Origin of the sequence: Paraburkholderia youngii, from assembly GCF_013366925.1 — a bacterium.
Taxonomy (GTDB): domain Bacteria; phylum Pseudomonadota; class Gammaproteobacteria; order Burkholderiales; family Burkholderiaceae; genus Paraburkholderia; species Paraburkholderia youngii.
Genome location: NZ_JAALDK010000001.1, coordinates 2,944,539 through 2,962,663, shown reverse-complemented (window position 1 = coordinate 2,962,663; position 18,125 = coordinate 2,944,539). Strand labels below are relative to the sequence as shown.

The following is an 18,125-nucleotide window of genomic DNA, read 5'->3' as shown; positions in this document are numbered from 1 at the left end:
TATGACTAAGAGAAAAGTGATTCCGAGTCTGCGATCGCTCGCAGATCAAGAGCGCGCAACGGCCAAAAAAGCCCGCGCATCGTGGCAAATGTTCACGATTATGGCAGAGTTTATCGAGGCGACCGAGTACCTGTCGGAGATTCGCCCGGCGGTCAGCATCTACGGTTCGGCGCGCCTGAAACCGAACTCGCCGTACTACAAACTCGCCACGCAGATCGCACGCAAATTGTCGGATGCCGGCTTCGCGGTGATCTCCGGCGGCGGCCCCGGCATTATGGAAGCGGCCAACAAGGGCGCGCATGCGGGCAAGGCTCCCTCGGTCGGTCTGAACATCGAGTTGCCGCATGAGCAGTCGGGCAACCAGTGGCAGGACATCTCGTTGCGCTTCCGCCATTTCTTCACGCGCAAGGTCACGTTCGTGAAGAATTCGGATGCGGTGATCGTGATGCCCGGCGGCTTCGGCACGCTCGACGAACTCGCCGAAGTGCTCACGCTGATCCAGACCAAGAAGTCGCGCCACGTGCCGATCATTCTGGTAGGCGCCGAGTTCTGGGAGGGTCTGCTCGCGTGGTTCAAGAGCTCGCTGATCCCGATGGGTTTGATCAATCCAACCGATATCGATCTGATGCAGGTGATCGACAATCCGGACCAGGTGCTCGAAGCGGTGCTCAAGTTCTACGAAGACCGCGAGGAAGGCGAAGCGCATCCAGTCAAGTCGGACGAAGACCGGATGTTCTACCTGTGATCGCATGACGCTGCGCGCCTCGCATTACGCGTAGCACGATGCACTGCGCACACATCAGGTCGCGCACATGGCGGGCGCGTTGCCGTCGGGCCTTCGGTGGTGGTGAGCACTTCGACACCTAACAAAACCGATTGATAAGGAAGACTACCCTCCTCTCGGCTGTTATCAGCACCTCAGCCCGAGTCACTGAAACGCGACTTCCGCGAAACTCCGCAGCTTGCGGCTATGCAACCGATGCAGCCCGTTCATGCGCAGCAGTTCCATCGCCTTCACGCCGATCTGCAGATGCTGATCGACCTGCGCGCGATAGAACTGATCGGCCATGCCCGGTAACTTCAACTCGCCGTGCAGCGGCTTGTCCGACACGCACAGCAGCGTGCCGTAAGGCACGCGGAAGCGAAAGCCGTTCGCCGCGATCGTCGCGCTTTCCATATCGAGCGCGATCGCGCGGCTCTGCGACAGCCGCTGGACCGGCTCGCGATGATCGCGCAGCTCCCAGTTGCGATTGTCGACGCTCGCCACGGTGCCCGTGCGCATCACGCGCTTCAGTTCGACGCCATCGAGCTGCGTGACCTGCGCGACCGCGCGCTCGAGCGCGACCTGCACTTCGGCGAGCGCCGGGATCGGCACCCACAGCGGCAGATCGGCATCGAGCACATGATCTTCGCGCACATAGCCGTGCGCGAGCACGTAGTCGCCGAGACGCTGGGTGTTGCGCAGCCCCGCGCAGTGGCCGAGCATGATCCACGCATGCGGGCGCAGCACCGCGATGTGATCGGTGATGGTCTTCGCATTCGACGGCCCGACCCCGATGTTGACCATCGTGATGCCACTGCCGTCCGCGCGTTTCAGGTGATACGCGGGCATCTGCGGCAAACGCGGCGGCGGCGTGCCCTCCTGCGCCTGCTCGCCGAGATTCTCGTTGTAGGTGACGACGTCGCCGGGCTCGACGAACGACGTGTATTCGCTGCGATAGGCGCGCAACTCCGCGTCGTCGGTACGGGCCATCATGGCGCGGCCGAGCTTTACGAATTCGTCGATATAGAACTGATAGTTCGTGTACAGCACGTAGTTCTGCACATGCGTCGGCGAGGTCGCCGTGTAGTGCTTCAGCCGATGCAGCGAAAAATCGACGCGCGCCGCCGTGAACAATGCGAGCGGATGCGGCTCGCCCGGCAGCGGCTCGTACGTGCCGTTGACGATGCGGTCGTCGAGCAGCGCGAGGTCCGGCGTATCGAAGATGTCGCGCATCAGGAACAGGCGCTCGCGGTCCAGATCGCCTTCGAGGTGGATGCCCTCCGCGAATGCGAAATGAATCGGAATCGGCTGGTCCGACACGCCGACCTCGATCTGCACGTGATGGTTCTTCGCCAGCAGCCGCAGCTGCTCGCGATAGTAGTTGCCGAACAGGTCGGGCCGCGTGACGGTCGTCTCGAACACGCCCGGCCCCGCGACGAACCCGTACGAGCGGCGCGAATCGATGTGCGTGTTGACCTCGGTACGCACGCGCACGAACGGATAGCAGGCGCGCACGCGATGGTCGAACTGCTCGTTGCGGCGATAGCGCGCGAACGCATCGCGCAGGAATGACGTGTTCGCCTCGTAGATCGCGGCGAGGCGGGTGACGGCTTCGGCCGCGTCGTCGAAGCCCTCGGTCGGGAAGCTGCTGGCGGGAGTCTGCACCGTGCGCTGATTGATATCATTGTTCATCATCATCGTTCACCCTTTTTGATGAGACGACATTACCACGGAACCCGCTGTTGCCAAATGTCGGCGGCGACGCTTGCGACAGCGCTGGCGAGAACGCGCGCGTGTTGTGCGAAAGCGGCGCAAAATAAGGCTTAGCGCCCGTACGCCAGGCCGGATTTGCTAGAATCCGGGCACCCAATTGGAGAATCACCATGAAGCCGCTCCTTCCCATCGCTGTTGCGCTGGCTCTCGCCTTCGGCAACGCCGCGATGGCTGCCCAGCCCGTCGACGAACCGCCGCCCGCCGGCGTGCCCCAGTCCGCCAACGAACGGGCCGGTCTGCCGGATCTCGCCAAGATCAATCGTCCAGCCGCAGAGGTCAGCTCGAAGGTCGACATCAACAACGTTCCGCGCACGCCGAGTTTTCACGAAGTCAGCCCGAACGGCACCGAAATCACTGAATTCCGCGACAAGGGCAAGCCGGTCGAAATCAACGTGCAATCGAATTTCGGTACCCGCTACCAGATGAGCGCGTCGCCCGACACGTCGCCCACCGTCCACGACAGCGGCAAGCCCAGCACGCGCCTGCCGTCGGTGAATCTCCACTATTGATCGTTATGAAAGCGGCACGCCGGCAACGGCGGCCGCGGCGCGGTCGTGCCCCGGTTCCACCCGATCGCGGCCGCTGCGCGATGAACTTGCGCTGAATGCGGCGACGCGTACACTTCGCCGGTCCGCACTCGTCGCCCGCTGCACCCCATTCGCTTGTCTCACCTCGCACTGGCCGCACCGCGCCAGCCCCAACAACCTGATCCGACGTTTCCGCATGGCCGTCTTCACCGCTGTCAACGAATCCCAACTCGCAGAATGGATGAGTCACTACGATCTCGGCGATGTCGTCGAGTTTCGCGGCATTTCGTCCGGCATTGAAAACAGCAACTTCTTTCTGACGACGACGCGCGGCGAATACGTGCTGACCATTTTCGAGAAGCTGACAGCTGAACAACTGCCGTTCTATCTGGACCTGATGCGTCATCTTGCCGCGCATCGCGTGCCGGTACCGGATCCGATGCCGCGCCTCGACGGCGCGCTGTTCGGCATGCTGCTCGGCAAACCCGCGACCATCGTGACGAAGCTCGAAGGCGCGCCCGAACTCGCGCCCGGCGTCGAGCACTGCGCCGAGGTTGGCCACATGCTCGCGCGCATGCACCTGGCGGGCCGCGACTATCCGCGTTATCAGCCGAACCTGCGCAGCCTCCCGTGGTGGCGGGAAACCGTGCCGACGATCCTGCCGTATCTGGAAGGCGAGCAGCGCGATCTGCTGGCGTCCGAGCTTGCGCATCAGGAGGCGTTCTTCGCCTCCGCCGATTATGCGGCAATGCCCTCGGGTCCGTGCCACGCCGACCTGTTCCGCGACAACGCGATGTTCGCGCACGCGGCGCCCGAGACCGGCCACGAAGTGCGTCTCGGCGGTTTCTTCGATTTCTATTTCGCCGGCTGCGACAAGTGGCTATTCGACGTCGCGGTCACGGTCAACGACTGGTGCGTCGACCTCGCGACCGGCAAGCTCGACTCCGAACGCACCGAGGCGCTATTGCGCGCGTATCAGACGGTGCGGCCGTTCACCGTCGAGGAAAACCATCACTGGGGCGACATGCTGCGTGCGGGTGCATACCGTTTCTGGGTCTCGCGCCTGTATGATTTTCATTTGCCGCGCGCGGCGGAATTGCTGAAGCCGCACGACCCCGGTCATTTCGAACGCATTCTGCGCGAGCGCCTGCTGGGCGTCGCGAATCCAGGCATCCATACCCCATGCAACTGATCGAAGTCCCCGCGAAAACCGGCTACGTGTGGTTCCGCCAGGGCATCTGGCTGTTCCGCAAGAATCCGCTCGCCTTCCTGACGCTGTTCTTCACCTATTTGCTGGTGATGACGCTCGTGTCGCAGATTCCGTTGGTCGGCGGCGTGTTGCCGCTGTTGTTCATTCCGGGTGTCGCGGTCGGCTTCATGGCCGCTTGCCGCAACACGATCGCGGGCAAACCGGTGTTTCCGACCATTCTCGTCGACGGCTTTCATTCGTATGGCTCGGTGGTTGCGCGGCGGCTGCTCGTGCTCGGCGCGCTGTATGTGATCGCGATGGCGCTCGTGCTGGCCGGCTCGGCGCTCGCCGACGGCGGCATGCTGCTGAAGGTGATGCTCGGCAACGCGTCGATGGATGAAAACGCAATCGCCAACAGCAATATCCCGCTCGCGGTGGTCACCGCGCTCGCGTTCTATGTGCCGGTCGCGATGCTGTTCTGGTTCTCGCCGATCCTCGCCGCCTGGCACGACGTGCCGCCCGTCAAGGCGATGTTCTTCAGCGTCGTCAGTTGCTGGCGCAATCGCGGCGCTTTCATCGTGTTCGCGGCGCTGTGGTTCGCAGTCGCAACGGTCGTGTCGATCGGGCTGTCCGCGCTGATGCAGGCGCTCGGCGCGGCGGACTTCGCGTTCGCGATCCTGATGCCCGCGACGATGATCGTCACGACCATGCTGTACTGCTCGTTCTACGCGACCTATCGCGGCTGCTTCGGCGTGCAGACGCCGCAAACGCCGGATCTGCCGACCACGCCGGCGGCCTGATCCTTCGTTCCCGCGCGGGTGCCGTTCTGGCGCCCGCGCGTTGCGTGTTCCGCACGCATCTTCCCGACCTCTCTGTCGAAACACCGGCTCGACGCCCGGCATCCCGAATCGATTTGCGGCACAATAATTTGCGTGCAATCGATTTGCACGCTCCTTTTTTGCCGAGGTGGATCATGAACCAGCGCCCCGCGCTCCCCTTCACGCTCGACGAGCAACTGTGCTTCGCGCTCTACTCGACCTCGCTCGCGATGACGAAAGCGTACAAGCCGCTGCTCGAAAGGCTCGGACTCACGTATCCACAGTATCTGGCCATGCTCGTGCTGTGGGAAACCGACGACGTCACCGTCAAGGACATGGCCACGCGTCTGAATCTCGATCCGGCGACGGTCACGCCGCTGCTCAAGCGCCTCGAAGCGCAGGGACTCGTCGAGCGCGCGCGCGGCACTGACGATGAGCGCCTCGTCTACATTCGCTTGACGGGCGCGGGCAAGGCGCTCAAGCGTCAGGCGCGCGACGTGCCCGGCGAGATCCTCTGCGCGACGCAGCAGTCGCCGGACTTCCTGCTGCGTCTGCGCGACGACCTCAAACGCCTGCGCACGACGCTCAACGACTTCATGGACCAGTAGGGCGATAACTGAAACGGACTAGTTCCGGCTCCGCCGCAAAATTCATTTGCACACAAATTATTTGTGTACTATCTTACTCACATGCCGCTTCGCTAGCACTTCGCCAGACCGGCGAACCGGCAGCCAGCGGCAAACATGCCAACCCCGACACCCCTAGACCAGGAGCTGCACCATGAACATCCTCTACAAGGCAAGCGCAACGAGCACCGGTGGCCGCGACGGCCGCGCCATATCGTCGGACAATGCATTGGACGTGAAGCTGGCCGCGCCGCGTGAGCTCGGTGGCAATGGCGCGGTGGGCACGAATCCCGAACAGCTGTTTGCGGCCGGCTACTCGGCCTGTTTCCTGAGCGCCATGAAGTTCGTCGCCGGCCAGCGCAAGCAGGCCCTGCCGGCCGACACACAGGTTTCCGCCGACGTCGGCATCGGCCCGAACGACAAGGGCGGCTTCGCGCTCGACATCGATCTGCGTATCTCGCTGCCGGGGCTCGCTGCGCAAGCAGCGAAGGAACTGGTGGACGCAGCACACCAGGTCTGCCCGTACTCGAACGCCACGCGTAACAACGTCGCGGTTCGTCTGCACGTCGCTTGAGGTCAGGTCGGCCGTCGCGCCGATCAGCAATGCCCAGGCAGAACCGCTGACGGCGCATTACCCGGCGCCGTCGCGACCAGCGCCCGCACTCTGGACAATAGGGACGGGCGCTGATCATTTTGGCGCGTGCGGCACGCTATGTGCGATGCCGGTCGTCAACTACCTTCATCCCGACTGCCCCTCCGATGACACGCGCCCGCCGCCTGCACGACAGTTTCGACGCCGGCCTCGTCTGGTTCCGCCGCGATCTGCGCAGCACGGATCATGCCGCGCTGTACTACGCGCTCAAGCATTGCGAGCGCGTCTGGTGCGTGTTCGTGTTCGACACGACGATCCTGCAGCCGATCGTCGATGCCTGGCAGACGCGCCACCCAGGCGAGCCGGTGCCGGATCGCCGCATCGACTTCATTCTCGCGTCACTGGCTGAACTCGACGGCGCGTTGCGCGCGCTCGGCGGCGGCCTCGTCGTGCTATACGGCGATGCGGCCGGGCTGGTGCCGAAACTCGCGGCGGAGTTGCGCGTCGATGCGGTGTTCGCGAATCACGACTATGAGCCGGTTGCGATCGAACGCGACGCGACAGTCGGCGAGCGTCTTAAGGATGCGGGCCGGCAGTGGCTAACGTTCAAGGACCAGACGATTTTCGAGCGCGACGAACTGCTGAACGGCCAGGGCAAGCCGTTCATGGTCTTCACGCCGTACAGGAACGCGTGGCTCAAGCAATTGAGCGCGTTCGACGTGAAGCCCTACCCGGTGGAGACCTACGCGAAGCATCTGGCGGCGCTGCCGCGCAAGCTCGACCGACGGTTGCCCACACTCGATCAGCTAGGCTTCGCGCCGAGCAACCTGACGGACTTGCAGTTGCCCGCCGGAATGAACGGCGCGCAACAGTTGCTCGATGATTTCCTGACGCGCATCGATAGCTACGCGGAGCGGCGCGATTTCCCCGCCACGAAGGCGCCGAGCTATCTGTCGGTGCATTTGCGCTTCGGCACGGTATCGATCCGCACGCTCGCACGGCTCGCGTACGAGATGTCGCTGCAACCCGACGGCAAAGGCGCGGCAACGTGGTTGTCGGAACTGATCTGGCGGGACTTCTACTTCATGGTCCTCGCGCACCATCCGCGCATCGCGAAAGGCGCGCCGTTCAAACCGGAATACGAGCATTTGCGCTGGGAAAAAGGCCCCTCGGCCGACGCAGCGTTCGCCGCCTGGTGCGACGGCCGCACCGGCTATCCGCTCGTCGATGCCGCGATGCTGCAGTTGAACCGGACCGGCTATATGCACAACCGCCTGCGCATGGTCACGGCGAGCTTCCTCGCGAAGGATCTCGGCATTGACTGGCGGCTCGGTGAACGCTACTTCGCCGATCTGCTGAACGACTTCGATTTCTCGGCCAACAACGGCGGCTGGCAGTGGGCCGCCTCGACCGGCTGCGACGCGCAGCCTTACTTCCGCATTTTCAATCCAGTCACGCAATCCGAAAAATTCGACCCCGACGGACGCTTTATCAAACGATATCTACCCCAGCTCGCCAGGTTGCCGGCAAAATGGATTCACGCGCCGTGGCTGGCGGGCGCGGAGCGGCTCGCGGAGTTCGGCGTGGTGCTAGGCGGGAATTATCCCGAGCCGATCGTCGATCACGCACAGGCCCGCGAGCGCACACTGGCCAGATACGGAAAGTGAGTGCCCGCTCACATCATTGAATAAGAAGGTCTGGAGGGATGGAGATGCGCCGTCTGCCGTCGCTGCTCGTGTTTCTGATTCTGACGCTGGCGGCCGGCTGGGCCGCGAGTCTGTCGCTGCCGGACGCGTGGTACACGAGCCTGCAAAAGCCCGCGTTCAATCTGCCGAACTGGGTTTTCCCGCCGGTGTGGATCGTGCTCTACGTGCTGATGGCGTTTTCCGCGTGGCGCGTGTGGAAGCGCGACGGCCCTAGTGCGGCGATCGTACTGTGGGTTGTGCAGCTTCTATTCAACGCTGCGTGGATGTGGCTGTTTTTCGGCCTGCATCGGCCGGAAATGGCGCTGATCGACATCTTGATCTTGCTGCTGCTGATCGTGATGCTGACGTATGTGTTCTGGCGGCGCGATCGCCTCGCGGGCGTTCTGCTCGCGCCGTACGTCGTGTGGGTCGCGTATGCAGCGCTATTGAACTACGCGTTGTGGCAGCTGAATCCGACTGCTTAGCCGTAGTGCTGGCTCATCCACGACGGCGCGCGCACGTTCGATTCCTGATCGAGCTTGCGCATACGGAATTCGAGGTCGTAGAGATCGGTCGCTTCAGCCAGATAAGCGTCAGCGCGCTCTTTTGCGAGCTGGTCAGGCGACTTGGTCAAAAACAGGAACAGGCGGCTGAGCAGATACATGGTTCACCTCGGCAATGATAGCTAGGCGTTTAAGCCTAAGGGATTACCCGTATTATAGGGAAAACCCTGAGTTCATGCCACTATTCATTTTCGAGGTGTTGCTCGGGCGTCACCGGCCGGCCGACGATGCCGCCAATCCTTCCGCGATGCGGCCCGCGTCCGGGCGACGCTGATGCCGGAAAAACTCCCACAGCATGGCGCTCGCGTCCGGACCCTTGGACGAGTGAAACGGCAGCGCATCGTCGCCGCCGGCCCATGCGTGGCCGAGCCCCTGCACGCGACATACCCGCACCACACGCCGGCCGCCGCGCAGATAATCGCGCACCACGACGCCATTTTTGCGATCTTCGCGCGTCTCGCCGGCTTTGCGCGCGCCGTTTACGTCGATGAGCCGGTTCAGGCGCACGAACTGTGCCGCCAACTGGTCCGCGTTGACCGGCGCGACCACATGGTCGGCATCGCCGTGGATGATCAATGCCGGCATGCCCGGGTACTGCGCGACGTTCGTCGTTTCATCGACGAGTTCGACCGGCTCGCGACGCGCGCCACGCCGCATCACGTCCATCGCGGTAATGCCGGAGCGGGCCTCGCCGAAGGCGGGGCCGGAATGCAGCGCGACAGCGGCGAAATGCTGCGGATACTTGACGGCCAACAGCGCCGTCAGCCCCGCGCCCGCCGAAATCCCCGCCAGGTACACGCGCTCGCGGTCAAAGCCATGCTGCTCGATCAGCGCATCCACCAGCGATACGACCGCACGCGCTTCCGCGCCGCCCGCGTTGTCGCCGGCGTCGTACCAATGCCAGCAGCGGTGCGAGTGCGCGTGCTTCGATTGCTCGGGGTAGACGACCGCGAAGCCGTAGCGGTCGGCGAGCAGGTTCATGCGCGTGCCTTCGGCGAACTCGTCGATCGACTGCGTGCAGCCGTGCAGCATCACGACGAGCGGCATCGCCTCATGCGCGTGCCCGGACGGTATATAGAGCCCGTATTGCAGATGATTGACCAGCCGGCCCGGTGCGGCCGGCGCGGAATGGAACGAGCGCGTCCACGCCCCGCTCGCCCATGCGGCCGCGCGTGGACGCACGCGCGACTCGCGCGGCGCCTCGCGTTTCGCGGGCGCGCGCAGCGCGGCAGTCGGCTTCAGTGGATGAGCCTTGCTCGACGGTTTGGTGGTAGCGGCGCGAGCCGGTCGCGCCTGTGCTCGCTTGGCGGTTTTTTGCGCGTGTTCGGTTTGGATCGCGAGCAGGCGCTTGAAACCGCGCAGCCAGATTTTCGACAGGCTTTTTGCCATCGACGATAACCTCGCAAAAGGGACAAATGCGGACCGCAGATACTGCGGAAAGAATGGAGTTGTGCAATGCACAATAACATCATTCCTCCTGGGTTGCTGAACACCGGGGCCGCTCTTCGCGCCGATTTCAGCCACCGCGAACCTTGCCGGCGGCCCGTCGTCAAACTACGTCGTTAGCTGTTCGGCAGCCCACACTTCGGCGTGCAAAAGCGCTCCGCGCCGCGAGACCGTTCACACGACACCCGACTATACTGGCGGTTGATCTCCCGACGTGTCGATCCGGGCCGCATCGGCGTTTCATGCCGGCTGCGCGCCGATTTCCACCAACCCGATTTCACGCGACCCGGTCGCGCTTCGCCCATGCCCGATTTACCGATCCACCTGTGGTATTCGATCACCAGCCTCGGCGGCGCCGGCTTGACGCTGCCGCTCGCGTTCGCCATAGCGCTGTGGTTGGCAGTCGGCTACTCGTGGCGGCTCGCGGCCTGCTGGCTCGCGCTGCTGGGTACGGCGATCGGCGTCGTGACCGTGACCAAGCTCGCCTTCCTCGGCTGGGGCGTCGGCGTGCGCGAGTTCGATTTCACCGGCGTCAGCGGTCACTCCATGCTGTCCACGGCCGTCTATCCGGTCGCGCTATTTTTGATGCTATTGCCCGCGCGCCGTGCCATCCGGCTGCTCGGCGTGCTTGCGGGGCTTGCCGCTGGGCTGGCGGTGGGTTTGTCGCGCGTCGTGCTGAGCGCGCATTCGCCGTCCGAAGCGGTGACTGGCTGCCTCGTCGGCGCGGTTGCCGCGCTCGTGTTCGTGCGGATCGCGTGGAATGCGGAAGCGGACCGGCTATCGGCGCTGCCGGTCGCCGTCAGCATGATGGTGCTCGCATTCTTGATGCACGGCGTGCACGTGCCCACGCAGCGCTGGGTCACGCATATTGCGTTGAAGGTGTCCGGCCACGACCGGCCGTTCATCCGCGCAACATGGCGGTCCACCCGCATCATTCGACCGTCGGCCGCGCCGCTGTCGCAAACGCGCAATACGCTCGAGCCCATGCGCAGGTCGGACATCTGAACGCTGCGCCGGCCCTTCCGGCGCGTTTTCGAGCTTCCTTTTACAGTTTCGCAACACTTCGCTTGCGCTCGCGCCATGCGTGAAGCGCAACGCCGAATCGGGCGTTTCGCCCACCGCTATAACCGCGCATATATTACGATAGAGTTTTTAGGCCACTGCTTCCCGTTCTAGTCCGACTTCAGGTCCTCCATGACCCTCTCTCGCCATCTGAAGCAATACGCGCTGTGCGTCGCAGCCGCCGCCTCCGTCGTGGTCAGCGTGAATGCGCACGCCGATGAACTGGTGGTTTCGGCCGCCGCCAGCCTGACCAATGCGTTCAAGGCGGTCGGCGACGCGTTCGAGCAGCAGCATCCAGGCACCAAGGTTCTCCTGAACTTCGGCGCGTCCGACGTGCTGATGCAACAGATCGTCAAAGGCGCGCCCGTCGACGTTTTCGCGTCCGCCGATCAGAAGGCAATGGACAAGGCCGCCGCCGAAAAGGTGATCGTGCCGGCGACGCGGCGCGACTTCGCCGCCAACTCGCTGGTGCTGATCGTACCGGCCGACAGTCATCTCGCGCCCGCCAACCTCAACGCGCTGACGACCGCGAACGTCAAGCGCGTCGCATTCGGCGATCCGGCCTCGGTGCCGGTCGGCCGCTACACGCAGGGCGCGCTGCAGGCCGCGGGCGTGTGGGCCGCGGTCAACGCGAAGGCGGTGCTTGCGTCGAACGTGCGTCAGAGCCTCGATTACGTCGCGCGCGGCGAAGTCGACGCCGGTTTCGTGTTCGGCACCGACGCCGCGATCATGCCCGACAAGGTCAAAGTCGCGATGAGCCTGCCGACGCAAACGCCGATCACCTATCCGATTGCGCAGGTCGAAGGCAGCCATCACGCGGCCGATGCTCAGGCATTTATCGACTTCGTGCTGTCGCCCGCCGGCCAGGCGGTGCTCGCGAAGTACGGCTTCAAGCCGGTGCATTGAGTCACGCGGAGAGCACGCGCTCATGGAACAGGCTTGGGTTCCGCTGCTGCTGTCGCTGAAGGTTGCGGGCTGGGCCACCGCGCTCAATCTCGTGCTCGGCGTCGCGGTGGCGCTCGGTCTGTCGCGCTGGCGCTCCGGCGCGCGCGACGTGATCGATTCGCTGCTGATGCTGCCGCTGGTGCTGCCGCCCACCGTGCTCGGCTACTACCTGCTCGTGCTGCTCGGCCGACGTGGCGTGATCGGCGCGTGGCTCGACCGCTTAGACATCCAGCTCGTCTTCACGTGGCAGGGCGCGGTGATCGCGTCGACGGTGGTCGCGTTTCCGCTCGTGCTGAAGTCGGCGCGCGCCGCCTTTGAAGGCGTTGATCCGCAGTTGGAGCACGCGGCGCGCACGCTCGGGATCAGCGAGGGCGCGGTGTTTTTCCGCGTGACGCTGCCGCTCGCGGCGCGCGGCATCCTCGCCGGCGGCCTGCTCGCGTTCGCGCGCGCGCTCGGCGAATTCGGCGCGACACTGATGGTCGCGGGCAATCTGCCGGGCCGCACGCAGACACTGTCGGTCGCGGTCTATTCGGCGGTGCAGGCCGGCGACGACAGCACCGCCAACTTCCTCGTGCTCGTGACCTCGGTCGCGTGCGTGACGATCCTGCTGCTCGCGGGACGCCTCGTGCCGCAGCACACGCTTCTGAGAGCCCGCTGACATGCCGCTCAACGTCGCCATCCGCAAGACTTTCGAGACCGCCGAACGGCGCTTCACGCTCGACATCGCGTTCAGCGCGAACACCCAGCGGCTCGTGCTGTTCGGACCTTCGGGAGCGGGTAAGAGCCTGACCTTGCAGGCGATCGCCGGCTTGCTGCGTCCCGATGAAGGGACCATCACACTGCACGGCACCACCTTGTTCGATAGCGCGGTCGGCATCGATCAGAAGCCGCAGGCGCGCAAGATCGCTTATCTGTTTCAGGACTACGCGCTGTTTCCGCATCTGAACGTGCGGCAGAACATCGGCTTCGGGCTACAGCGGGGCTGGCTCAATCCGCGTGCGCGCGGCGCGCACACGGAGGTCGATTACTGGCTCGACGCGCTCGAATTGAGGGGCGTGGCGGGCAATCATCCGGCGCAACTGTCGGGCGGTCAGAAGCAGCGGGTCGCGCTCGCGCGCGCGCTGGTTTCGCAGCCGCGCCTGCTGCTGCTCGACGAGCCGTTTTCCGCGCTGGATAGCCAGTTGCGCCAGCGCATGCGGCGCGAGCTATCGGACTTGCAAACGCGGCTCGATATTCCGATGGTGCTGATCACGCACGATCCCGACGACGTTGCCGCATTCGGCGATCAGGTCGTGCAGATCAGCGACGGCCGGGGCCGCGAAGATCATCCTTTTACCGGGTATGCGCGCAGCGAGGCGTCACCTCGTTGAGAGGGTGGCTTGGCGTCCTTTGCAGCTTGGCTTGCGCCTCCACTACGCCCCGGCAACCCTCAATCCTTCACGCCGAGTATCACGCTCGACGCCTTGAACACCGCGACCGCGCTCGCGCCTTCCTGCAAACCGAGCGTGTCGACGCTGCCATTGGTGACGATCGCGGTGATCACCGCGCCGCCTTCGAGCCCGAGCGACACTTCCGCGTTGACCGCACCGCGCTTCACGCTCTGCACGGTGCCGCGCAACTGATTGCGCGCCGATAACTTCAACGGCGCATCGCCATCGCCGTCACCCGCTACGAGCAGCACGACCCACGACGCCTTGATCAGCGCAAACGCCGCCACGCCGACCGCGAGCCCGAGCGCTTCGGTGCTCTCGTGCGTGAGCACGGCGACGATCGTGTGGCCGCCGGGCAGCGCGAGCGTCACTTCGTCGTTGACGGTGCCGCGCTCGATTGCCGACACCGTGCCGTAGAACTGATTGCGCGCGCTCGTCTTCACGCCGATGCGGCCGATCAGGTCCCAGTCCGTCGCGAAGCCCTCGCCGATCGCCGCGCCGGCGCGTTCGAGAAAGCGCCGATGCTCGCGCTCGACCGCGCGAAACGTGTCGATCAGTTTCACCGCGCGCGGCGTCAGCGTCGTGCCGCCGCCGCCCTTACCGCCGGTCAGACGCACGACGAGCGGCTCGCCGGCGAGGTTGTTCATCGTATCGACGGCATCCCACGCACCTTTGTAGCTGATGCCGACCGCCTTCGCCGCGCTCGTGATCGAGCCGGTCTCGCCGATCGCCGCCAGCAGCGCGATCCGGGCCGCGCCGCCGAGCGTCTGGGTGCCGGCTTGAAACCAGACGGAGCCGCCGAGTTCGAGGGCGTCGCGCGGAGGATCGGGGCGGTCGGTGGTCATGGCGGACAGCGGTCGAAAGTTCGTGGTAGGGCGGAAAATCATTATAGCGACGCGCTCTTGCGCCGCTGGGCGCTGCGCTTGCCGATCACCACGGCACGACTCTGCCGAGGTAGTCGAGGTAATGTAAACCGGCGCGGCCTTGGTAAGCGTCGATCGTGCCGACCAGGTTCGGGATGCTTTCGTCGATGCTCAGACGCGCGTCCGGCCCGCCCAGATCGGTTCGCACCCAGCCGGGCGCCATCAGCAGCAAGGTTTTGGTGTCGCTTCGATGACGCGCGGCAAAACTGCGCATGAACATATTCAGCGCGGCCTTGCTGCCGCGATAGACCTCGTAGTTGCCGTTCTCGTTGTTGGCGACGCTGCCCTGCCCCGACGACATCACGCCGATCGTGCCGCTCGGCCGGACGAGATCCTGCAGCGCCTCGACGACCCGCATCGGACTCAACGCATTGGTCACCATCACGCGCACGAATTCGTCGGTCGATACATCAGCGATCGTTTCGCTATCGTCGTTCTTGACGCCGGCGTTGACGAACAGCATGTCGATCGGGCGTCCTTCGAGGCGGCTGCGCAGTGCGATGACCTGTTCGGGAATCGTGATGTCGACCGTTTCGACTTCGAGCGCTGCATACGTCGTCGCTAGCTGCAGAAGCCTGGTCGTGGAATTTTGCCTGCCGGTGGCGATGACTCGCCAGCCGCGCTTCAGGTACTCCTCGACCATTGCGAAGCCGAGGCCGCGCGAGGCGCCGATCAGAAGCACGGTTTTTTGTTCGGTTGCGGGTTGCATGGAGCGTTTCCTGTCGATGGACTCGGGTTGAAACCGGTCAAGGAAATATAGTCACGCGCAAAATCGTCGACAATGAACAAGCGCCCAAATCAGGAGACCGCGCGAGGTCACCTTCTCATGAATACTGGTTCCCGGCCAAACGCTATGGCTGGGGCTGGGGCTTTCCCGTGCGCTGGCAAGGATGGGTGACGCTGCTCGCGTATTTCGTGTTGCTCGGAGTGGTCGTTTTCCGGGTTCAACCCGTGGTGCATCCGCTCACGTTCGCGTTGCTGGTCGCGCTATTAACCGCGGCCCTCACGGTCGTGTGCTGGCTGAAGGGCGAGCCGCCGCGCTGGCGGTGGGGTAAGGACTAGCCGGCCCGCTCCGTCACCGGATTCACGGAAATATTGGTTCGACGCGCGCAAGCCATTGCCACGCCAAACGCCGCCAGAGAAACCAGTGAGACCAACAGCACAGCCCACTCCACTGGAAAATAGCTCTGCCCGATTGTCCAGATCATCGCGGCTGAAATCGGCGCGACGCCCTTTGCAATATTGGACGGCGTAGAAAGCAGCCCGTTGATCGCGCCAAATCCTTCGACCCACATTACGTCCTGCACAATCGTTCCACGCAGGATGGTCATCATGCCGTTCGCTCCGCCGTAGATCAGCGCGAAAACGATCAGCAGCACGGGCGATGCCCCGGCAATCAGCAGGATCACCACCGACACCGGAAAAGCGGTCGTGATGACCAAGCCGACGATCTTCGGAGAGACGTTGCGTCCAAATGCGAACCACAGAACACGCGCGAGAACCTGAGCCGGGCCGATGAGCGCCATCGTCAACAGGATGGTGGACTGTTGGACATGACGCTCGGCCATCAGCGGAACAAGGTGAAAAGTCAACGCCGCGAACGTGACGTAGTAGGCGGTAAAGCACACCGCGAGCGCCCAGAACACCGGTGAGCGTAGCGCGCGCCGGGTGGACGCGGCGTTCACCGCCTTGACCGCGCCCTTGTCGACGGCAGCAGCATGGCGCGCGTCGTTTCCGCGGATCGCCAGTGCGTGAATGGGTAGGCATACGCAAAGATTGATCGCCGCTAGCGCGAGCAGCGCGTGACGCCACCCCAGCAGATTGATGAGCAACTGCGTGAGCGGAATGAATGCGGTGCTCGCGAATCCAGCGACAAGGGTTATCAGCGTGATCTTCGTGCGGAAGCTGCCCGGATAATTTCGCGTGATCACTGCGAAAACCGGGTCGTACAGCGTGGCCGCCATCGAGATGCCGAGGCCCACCCATGCGACGAATAGCATCGCCAGGCTGTTTGCCTGCGACCACATCACGAGCATTGCGGATGCGAGCAGCGATCCCACCACCATGACGGCCCGGCCGTGTCCGTGGTCGATCCAGGTGCCGACCGGATACGCAGCCAGCCCGGACACGAGCAACCCGACAGACAGCGCCGCGTTGGTCGATGCCCGGCTCCAATCGAGCGCATGTTCCATCGGTACGACAAAGAGCGAGAACGCGTAGTAGATCGCTCCCCACGAAACGAGTTGCGCGGTGGCTAGTGCCCACGTCGCGATCGAACCTCGATCCTGCTGCTGCGCGAACGCTGTCACTTCTTATGCCCCCGTTGTGCCCCGGTTTGCCCTGAATTAACGCTGCCTGTTAAGGCGCCGCGCAACATGCCTTCTCCGCGACCCGCGCCGATGTAGGCGCACAGCAAGAACTCTTGCTGCCGTCATACCCGCTCGCGTTACGGTCGGTACTGCATACACCCGTTTCCGGCAGTTCGAGTTCGACGCGACGCGCGGCCTCGATGTCGCCCGCGAGCCATGCTGCAATGGAGCGCACCTGTTCGTAGCCCGTCGCCATCAGGAAAGTCGGAGCGCGGCCATAGCTGGCCATTCCGGCGATGTAGAGTCCCGTATCGGGCTGCGCCAGTATCTCGGCGCCATGCGGCCGCACCGTGCCGCATGAATGGAGATTCGGATCGATCAGCGGGGCGAGGGCGCGAGGGCATTCCAGCGCCGCGTCGAGATCGAGACGCACTTCGCGCAGGATCTGCAACTCCGGCCGAAGCCCCGTCGCTACGATCAGTTCGTCGACTTCGACGGCACGCCCGTCAGCGTCCCGAACCTCGAGGGCACCACCGTTCAGCCTGATTTCGTCGACGGCAAACGGCGTCAGCAGTTCGATGCGACCCGCGTTGACCAGTTGCTTGAGCCGCTGACCCAGAGCGCCGCGCTCCGGCAACTGGTCAGCGTCTCCGCCGCCGTAGACCTGACCTGGCTGCGCGCGTCGCATTGCCCAGACGATGGTCGCGCCAGGTTCCTGCGTTGCCAGCCTGGCGAGGTCGATCAGCGTGCCGATTGCCGAGTGCCCAGAGCCGATGACCAGCACCTTTTTGCTCGCATAACGCTTACGGTCTGCGCCGAGAACGTCGGGCATACCGTAGCGAATCTGTTCATGAGCCGCCTTTTCGCCGATAGCCGACAATCCGGACGCGCCAGCCGGAGCCGGATTCCCCCACGTGCCCGTCGCAACGATGACGGCGCCCGCAACGAAGCGCCCTTCTTCGCCATTGCGTTCCTCGAAGCGGATTTCGAACGGCTGCTGCTCGCGCTGCGCGCTCTTGACTTTGCCCGTGCGAATGCGGGCGATACCGGTGACGCGCGTGCCAAGACGCAGGCAACCAGCAATCTCAGGCGTGCGCGCGAGCGGCAGCAGATACTGCTCGACCAGTTCCCGCCCCGTCGGATAGGCGTCAGCGTCAGGTGCCGACCATCCTTGCCGTTCGAGCAACGCACGCGAAGCGCGGTCGATGTTGTACTGCCACGACGAAAACATATGAACATGGCCCCAGGCCAGCGGCGCAGCGCCTGCCGTTTCTTCCGCTTCGAAGATGACCGGATTCAACCCTTGCCGGATCAGATGAGCGGCTGCAGCGAGACCAACGGGGCCTCCACCGATGATCGCGACGGGCAGAGACGAGTCGAACTGTTGTTTGGACACCTGGGGCGCAGGGGCGCTCTTCGGGCGGCAGCATGAAGACACGGCTAACTCCTGAGTGGGTAGTTTCTATGTAATCGA

Annotated in this window: 21 protein-coding genes; 13 read left to right on the top strand and 8 right to left on the bottom strand. The window is 64.1% G+C overall.

Annotated elements, in window-relative coordinates; all coding sequences use genetic code 11:
* Window position 1: 1 nt before the first annotated feature.
* The gene (locus G5S42_RS13705) at window positions 2-745 is read left to right on the top strand and encodes an LOG family protein (RefSeq protein WP_013092994.1); all 744 of its coding nucleotides are present in this window, start codon (window positions 2-4) and stop codon (window positions 743-745) included.
* 183 nt (window positions 746-928) lie between these two features.
* Here G5S42_RS13705 and G5S42_RS13700 read toward each other — a convergent pair whose 3' ends face one another.
* Complete coding sequence (locus G5S42_RS13700; RefSeq protein ID WP_176110515.1) at window positions 929-2,455, bottom strand: AMP nucleosidase; 1,527 nt, start codon at window positions 2,453-2,455, stop codon at window positions 929-931.
* Window positions 2,445-2,648 (bottom strand): hypothetical protein, encoded by a 204-nt coding sequence (locus G5S42_RS13695; protein WP_176107221.1) that lies wholly within the window; start codon window positions 2,646-2,648, stop codon window positions 2,445-2,447. Before G5S42_RS13695 ends, G5S42_RS13700 begins: the two co-directional genes overlap by 11 nt.
* Between G5S42_RS13695 and G5S42_RS13690 the strand changes: the two genes are divergently transcribed.
* From G5S42_RS13690 to G5S42_RS13660, 7 genes are all read left to right on the top strand, one after another.
* Window positions 2,647-3,045 (top strand): hypothetical protein, encoded by a 399-nt coding sequence (locus tag G5S42_RS13690; protein ID WP_176107220.1) that lies wholly within the window; start codon window positions 2,647-2,649, stop codon window positions 3,043-3,045. The genes G5S42_RS13695 and G5S42_RS13690 overlap by 2 nt on opposite strands.
* A 214-nt stretch (window positions 3,046-3,259) precedes the next feature.
* Window positions 3,260-4,255, top strand: a complete 996-nt coding sequence (locus G5S42_RS13685; protein ID WP_176107219.1) for a homoserine kinase — start codon at window positions 3,260-3,262, stop codon at window positions 4,253-4,255.
* Window positions 4,246-5,052, top strand: a complete 807-nt coding sequence (locus G5S42_RS13680; RefSeq protein ID WP_176107218.1) for a BPSS1780 family membrane protein — start codon at window positions 4,246-4,248, stop codon at window positions 5,050-5,052. Before G5S42_RS13685 ends, G5S42_RS13680 begins: the two co-directional genes overlap by 10 nt.
* Before the next feature lie 173 nt (window positions 5,053-5,225).
* Window positions 5,226-5,678: a MarR family winged helix-turn-helix transcriptional regulator gene (locus G5S42_RS13675; protein WP_176107217.1), complete on the top strand. Its 453-nt coding sequence runs from the start codon at window positions 5,226-5,228 to the stop codon at window positions 5,676-5,678.
* Window positions 5,679-5,850: 172 nt separating this feature from the next.
* On the top strand, window positions 5,851-6,270 hold the full coding sequence (locus G5S42_RS13670; RefSeq protein WP_176107216.1) for an organic hydroperoxide resistance protein: 420 nt from the start codon (window positions 5,851-5,853) through the stop codon (window positions 6,268-6,270).
* A 185-nt stretch (window positions 6,271-6,455) separates the two neighbouring features.
* Window positions 6,456-7,955, top strand: a complete 1,500-nt coding sequence (locus G5S42_RS13665) for a cryptochrome/photolyase family protein (protein WP_176107215.1) — start codon at window positions 6,456-6,458, stop codon at window positions 7,953-7,955.
* A 44-nt stretch (window positions 7,956-7,999) separates the two neighbouring features.
* Window positions 8,000-8,458 (top strand): TspO/MBR family protein, encoded by a 459-nt coding sequence (locus G5S42_RS13660; protein ID WP_176107214.1) that lies wholly within the window; start codon window positions 8,000-8,002, stop codon window positions 8,456-8,458.
* Here the strand turns inward: G5S42_RS13660 and G5S42_RS13655 are convergent.
* Together G5S42_RS13655 and G5S42_RS13650 are read right to left on the bottom strand one after the other, a co-directional pair.
* The gene (locus G5S42_RS13655; protein WP_176107213.1) at window positions 8,455-8,637 is read right to left on the bottom strand and encodes a DUF3563 family protein; all 183 of its coding nucleotides are present in this window, start codon (window positions 8,635-8,637) and stop codon (window positions 8,455-8,457) included. The genes G5S42_RS13660 and G5S42_RS13655 overlap by 4 nt on opposite strands.
* Before the next feature lie 109 nt (window positions 8,638-8,746).
* Entirely contained in the window at window positions 8,747-9,925 is a 1,179-nt protein-coding gene (locus tag G5S42_RS13650; protein ID WP_176107212.1) for an extracellular catalytic domain type 1 short-chain-length polyhydroxyalkanoate depolymerase, read from the bottom strand.
* A 360-nt stretch (window positions 9,926-10,285) separates the two neighbouring features.
* On the opposite strand from G5S42_RS13650, the gene G5S42_RS13645 reads away from it, so the two are divergent.
* From G5S42_RS13645 to G5S42_RS13630, 4 genes are all read left to right on the top strand, one after another.
* Window positions 10,286-10,987, top strand: coding sequence for a phosphatase PAP2 family protein (locus tag G5S42_RS13645; protein ID WP_176107211.1), 702 nt, complete (start codon window positions 10,286-10,288; stop codon window positions 10,985-10,987).
* Between the two features lie 189 nt (window positions 10,988-11,176).
* Complete coding sequence (gene modA, locus G5S42_RS13640; RefSeq protein ID WP_176107210.1) at window positions 11,177-11,950, top strand: molybdate ABC transporter substrate-binding protein; 774 nt, start codon at window positions 11,177-11,179, stop codon at window positions 11,948-11,950.
* Window positions 11,951-11,972: 22 nt separating this feature from the next.
* Entirely contained in the window at window positions 11,973-12,647 is a 675-nt protein-coding gene (modB, locus tag G5S42_RS13635) for a molybdate ABC transporter permease subunit (RefSeq protein ID WP_176107209.1), read from the top strand.
* A 1-nt stretch (window position 12,648) separates the two neighbouring features.
* Window positions 12,649-13,359: a sulfate/molybdate ABC transporter ATP-binding protein gene (locus G5S42_RS13630; RefSeq protein WP_176107208.1), complete on the top strand. Its 711-nt coding sequence runs from the start codon at window positions 12,649-12,651 to the stop codon at window positions 13,357-13,359.
* Window positions 13,360-13,418: 59 nt separating this feature from the next.
* On the opposite strand, the gene modE is transcribed toward G5S42_RS13630, so the two are convergent.
* Both modE and G5S42_RS13620 read right to left on the bottom strand, forming a co-directional pair.
* Window positions 13,419-14,264: a molybdenum-dependent transcriptional regulator ModE gene (modE, locus tag G5S42_RS13625; protein WP_176107207.1), complete on the bottom strand. Its 846-nt coding sequence runs from the start codon at window positions 14,262-14,264 to the stop codon at window positions 13,419-13,421.
* 85 nt (window positions 14,265-14,349) lie between these two features.
* On the bottom strand, window positions 14,350-15,051 hold the full coding sequence (locus G5S42_RS13620) for an SDR family NAD(P)-dependent oxidoreductase (protein ID WP_176107206.1): 702 nt from the start codon (window positions 15,049-15,051) through the stop codon (window positions 14,350-14,352).
* 62 nt (window positions 15,052-15,113) lie between these two features.
* Here G5S42_RS13620 and G5S42_RS43810 point away from each other — a divergent pair, with 62 nt between their 5' ends.
* Window positions 15,114-15,404, top strand: coding sequence for a hypothetical protein (locus G5S42_RS43810; protein ID WP_176110514.1), 291 nt, complete (start codon window positions 15,114-15,116; stop codon window positions 15,402-15,404).
* Here the strand turns inward: G5S42_RS43810 and G5S42_RS13610 are convergent.
* Together G5S42_RS13610 and G5S42_RS13605 are read right to left on the bottom strand one after the other, a co-directional pair.
* A complete protein-coding gene (locus tag G5S42_RS13610; RefSeq protein WP_176107205.1) occupies window positions 15,401-16,651 on the bottom strand; it encodes an MFS transporter in 1,251 nt (416 codons plus the stop codon). The genes G5S42_RS43810 and G5S42_RS13610 overlap by 4 nt on opposite strands.
* A 49-nt stretch (window positions 16,652-16,700) precedes the next feature.
* Complete coding sequence (locus G5S42_RS13605; protein ID WP_312883566.1) at window positions 16,701-18,047, bottom strand: FAD-dependent oxidoreductase; 1,347 nt, start codon at window positions 18,045-18,047, stop codon at window positions 16,701-16,703.
* Window positions 18,048-18,125: the final 78 nt, after the last annotated feature.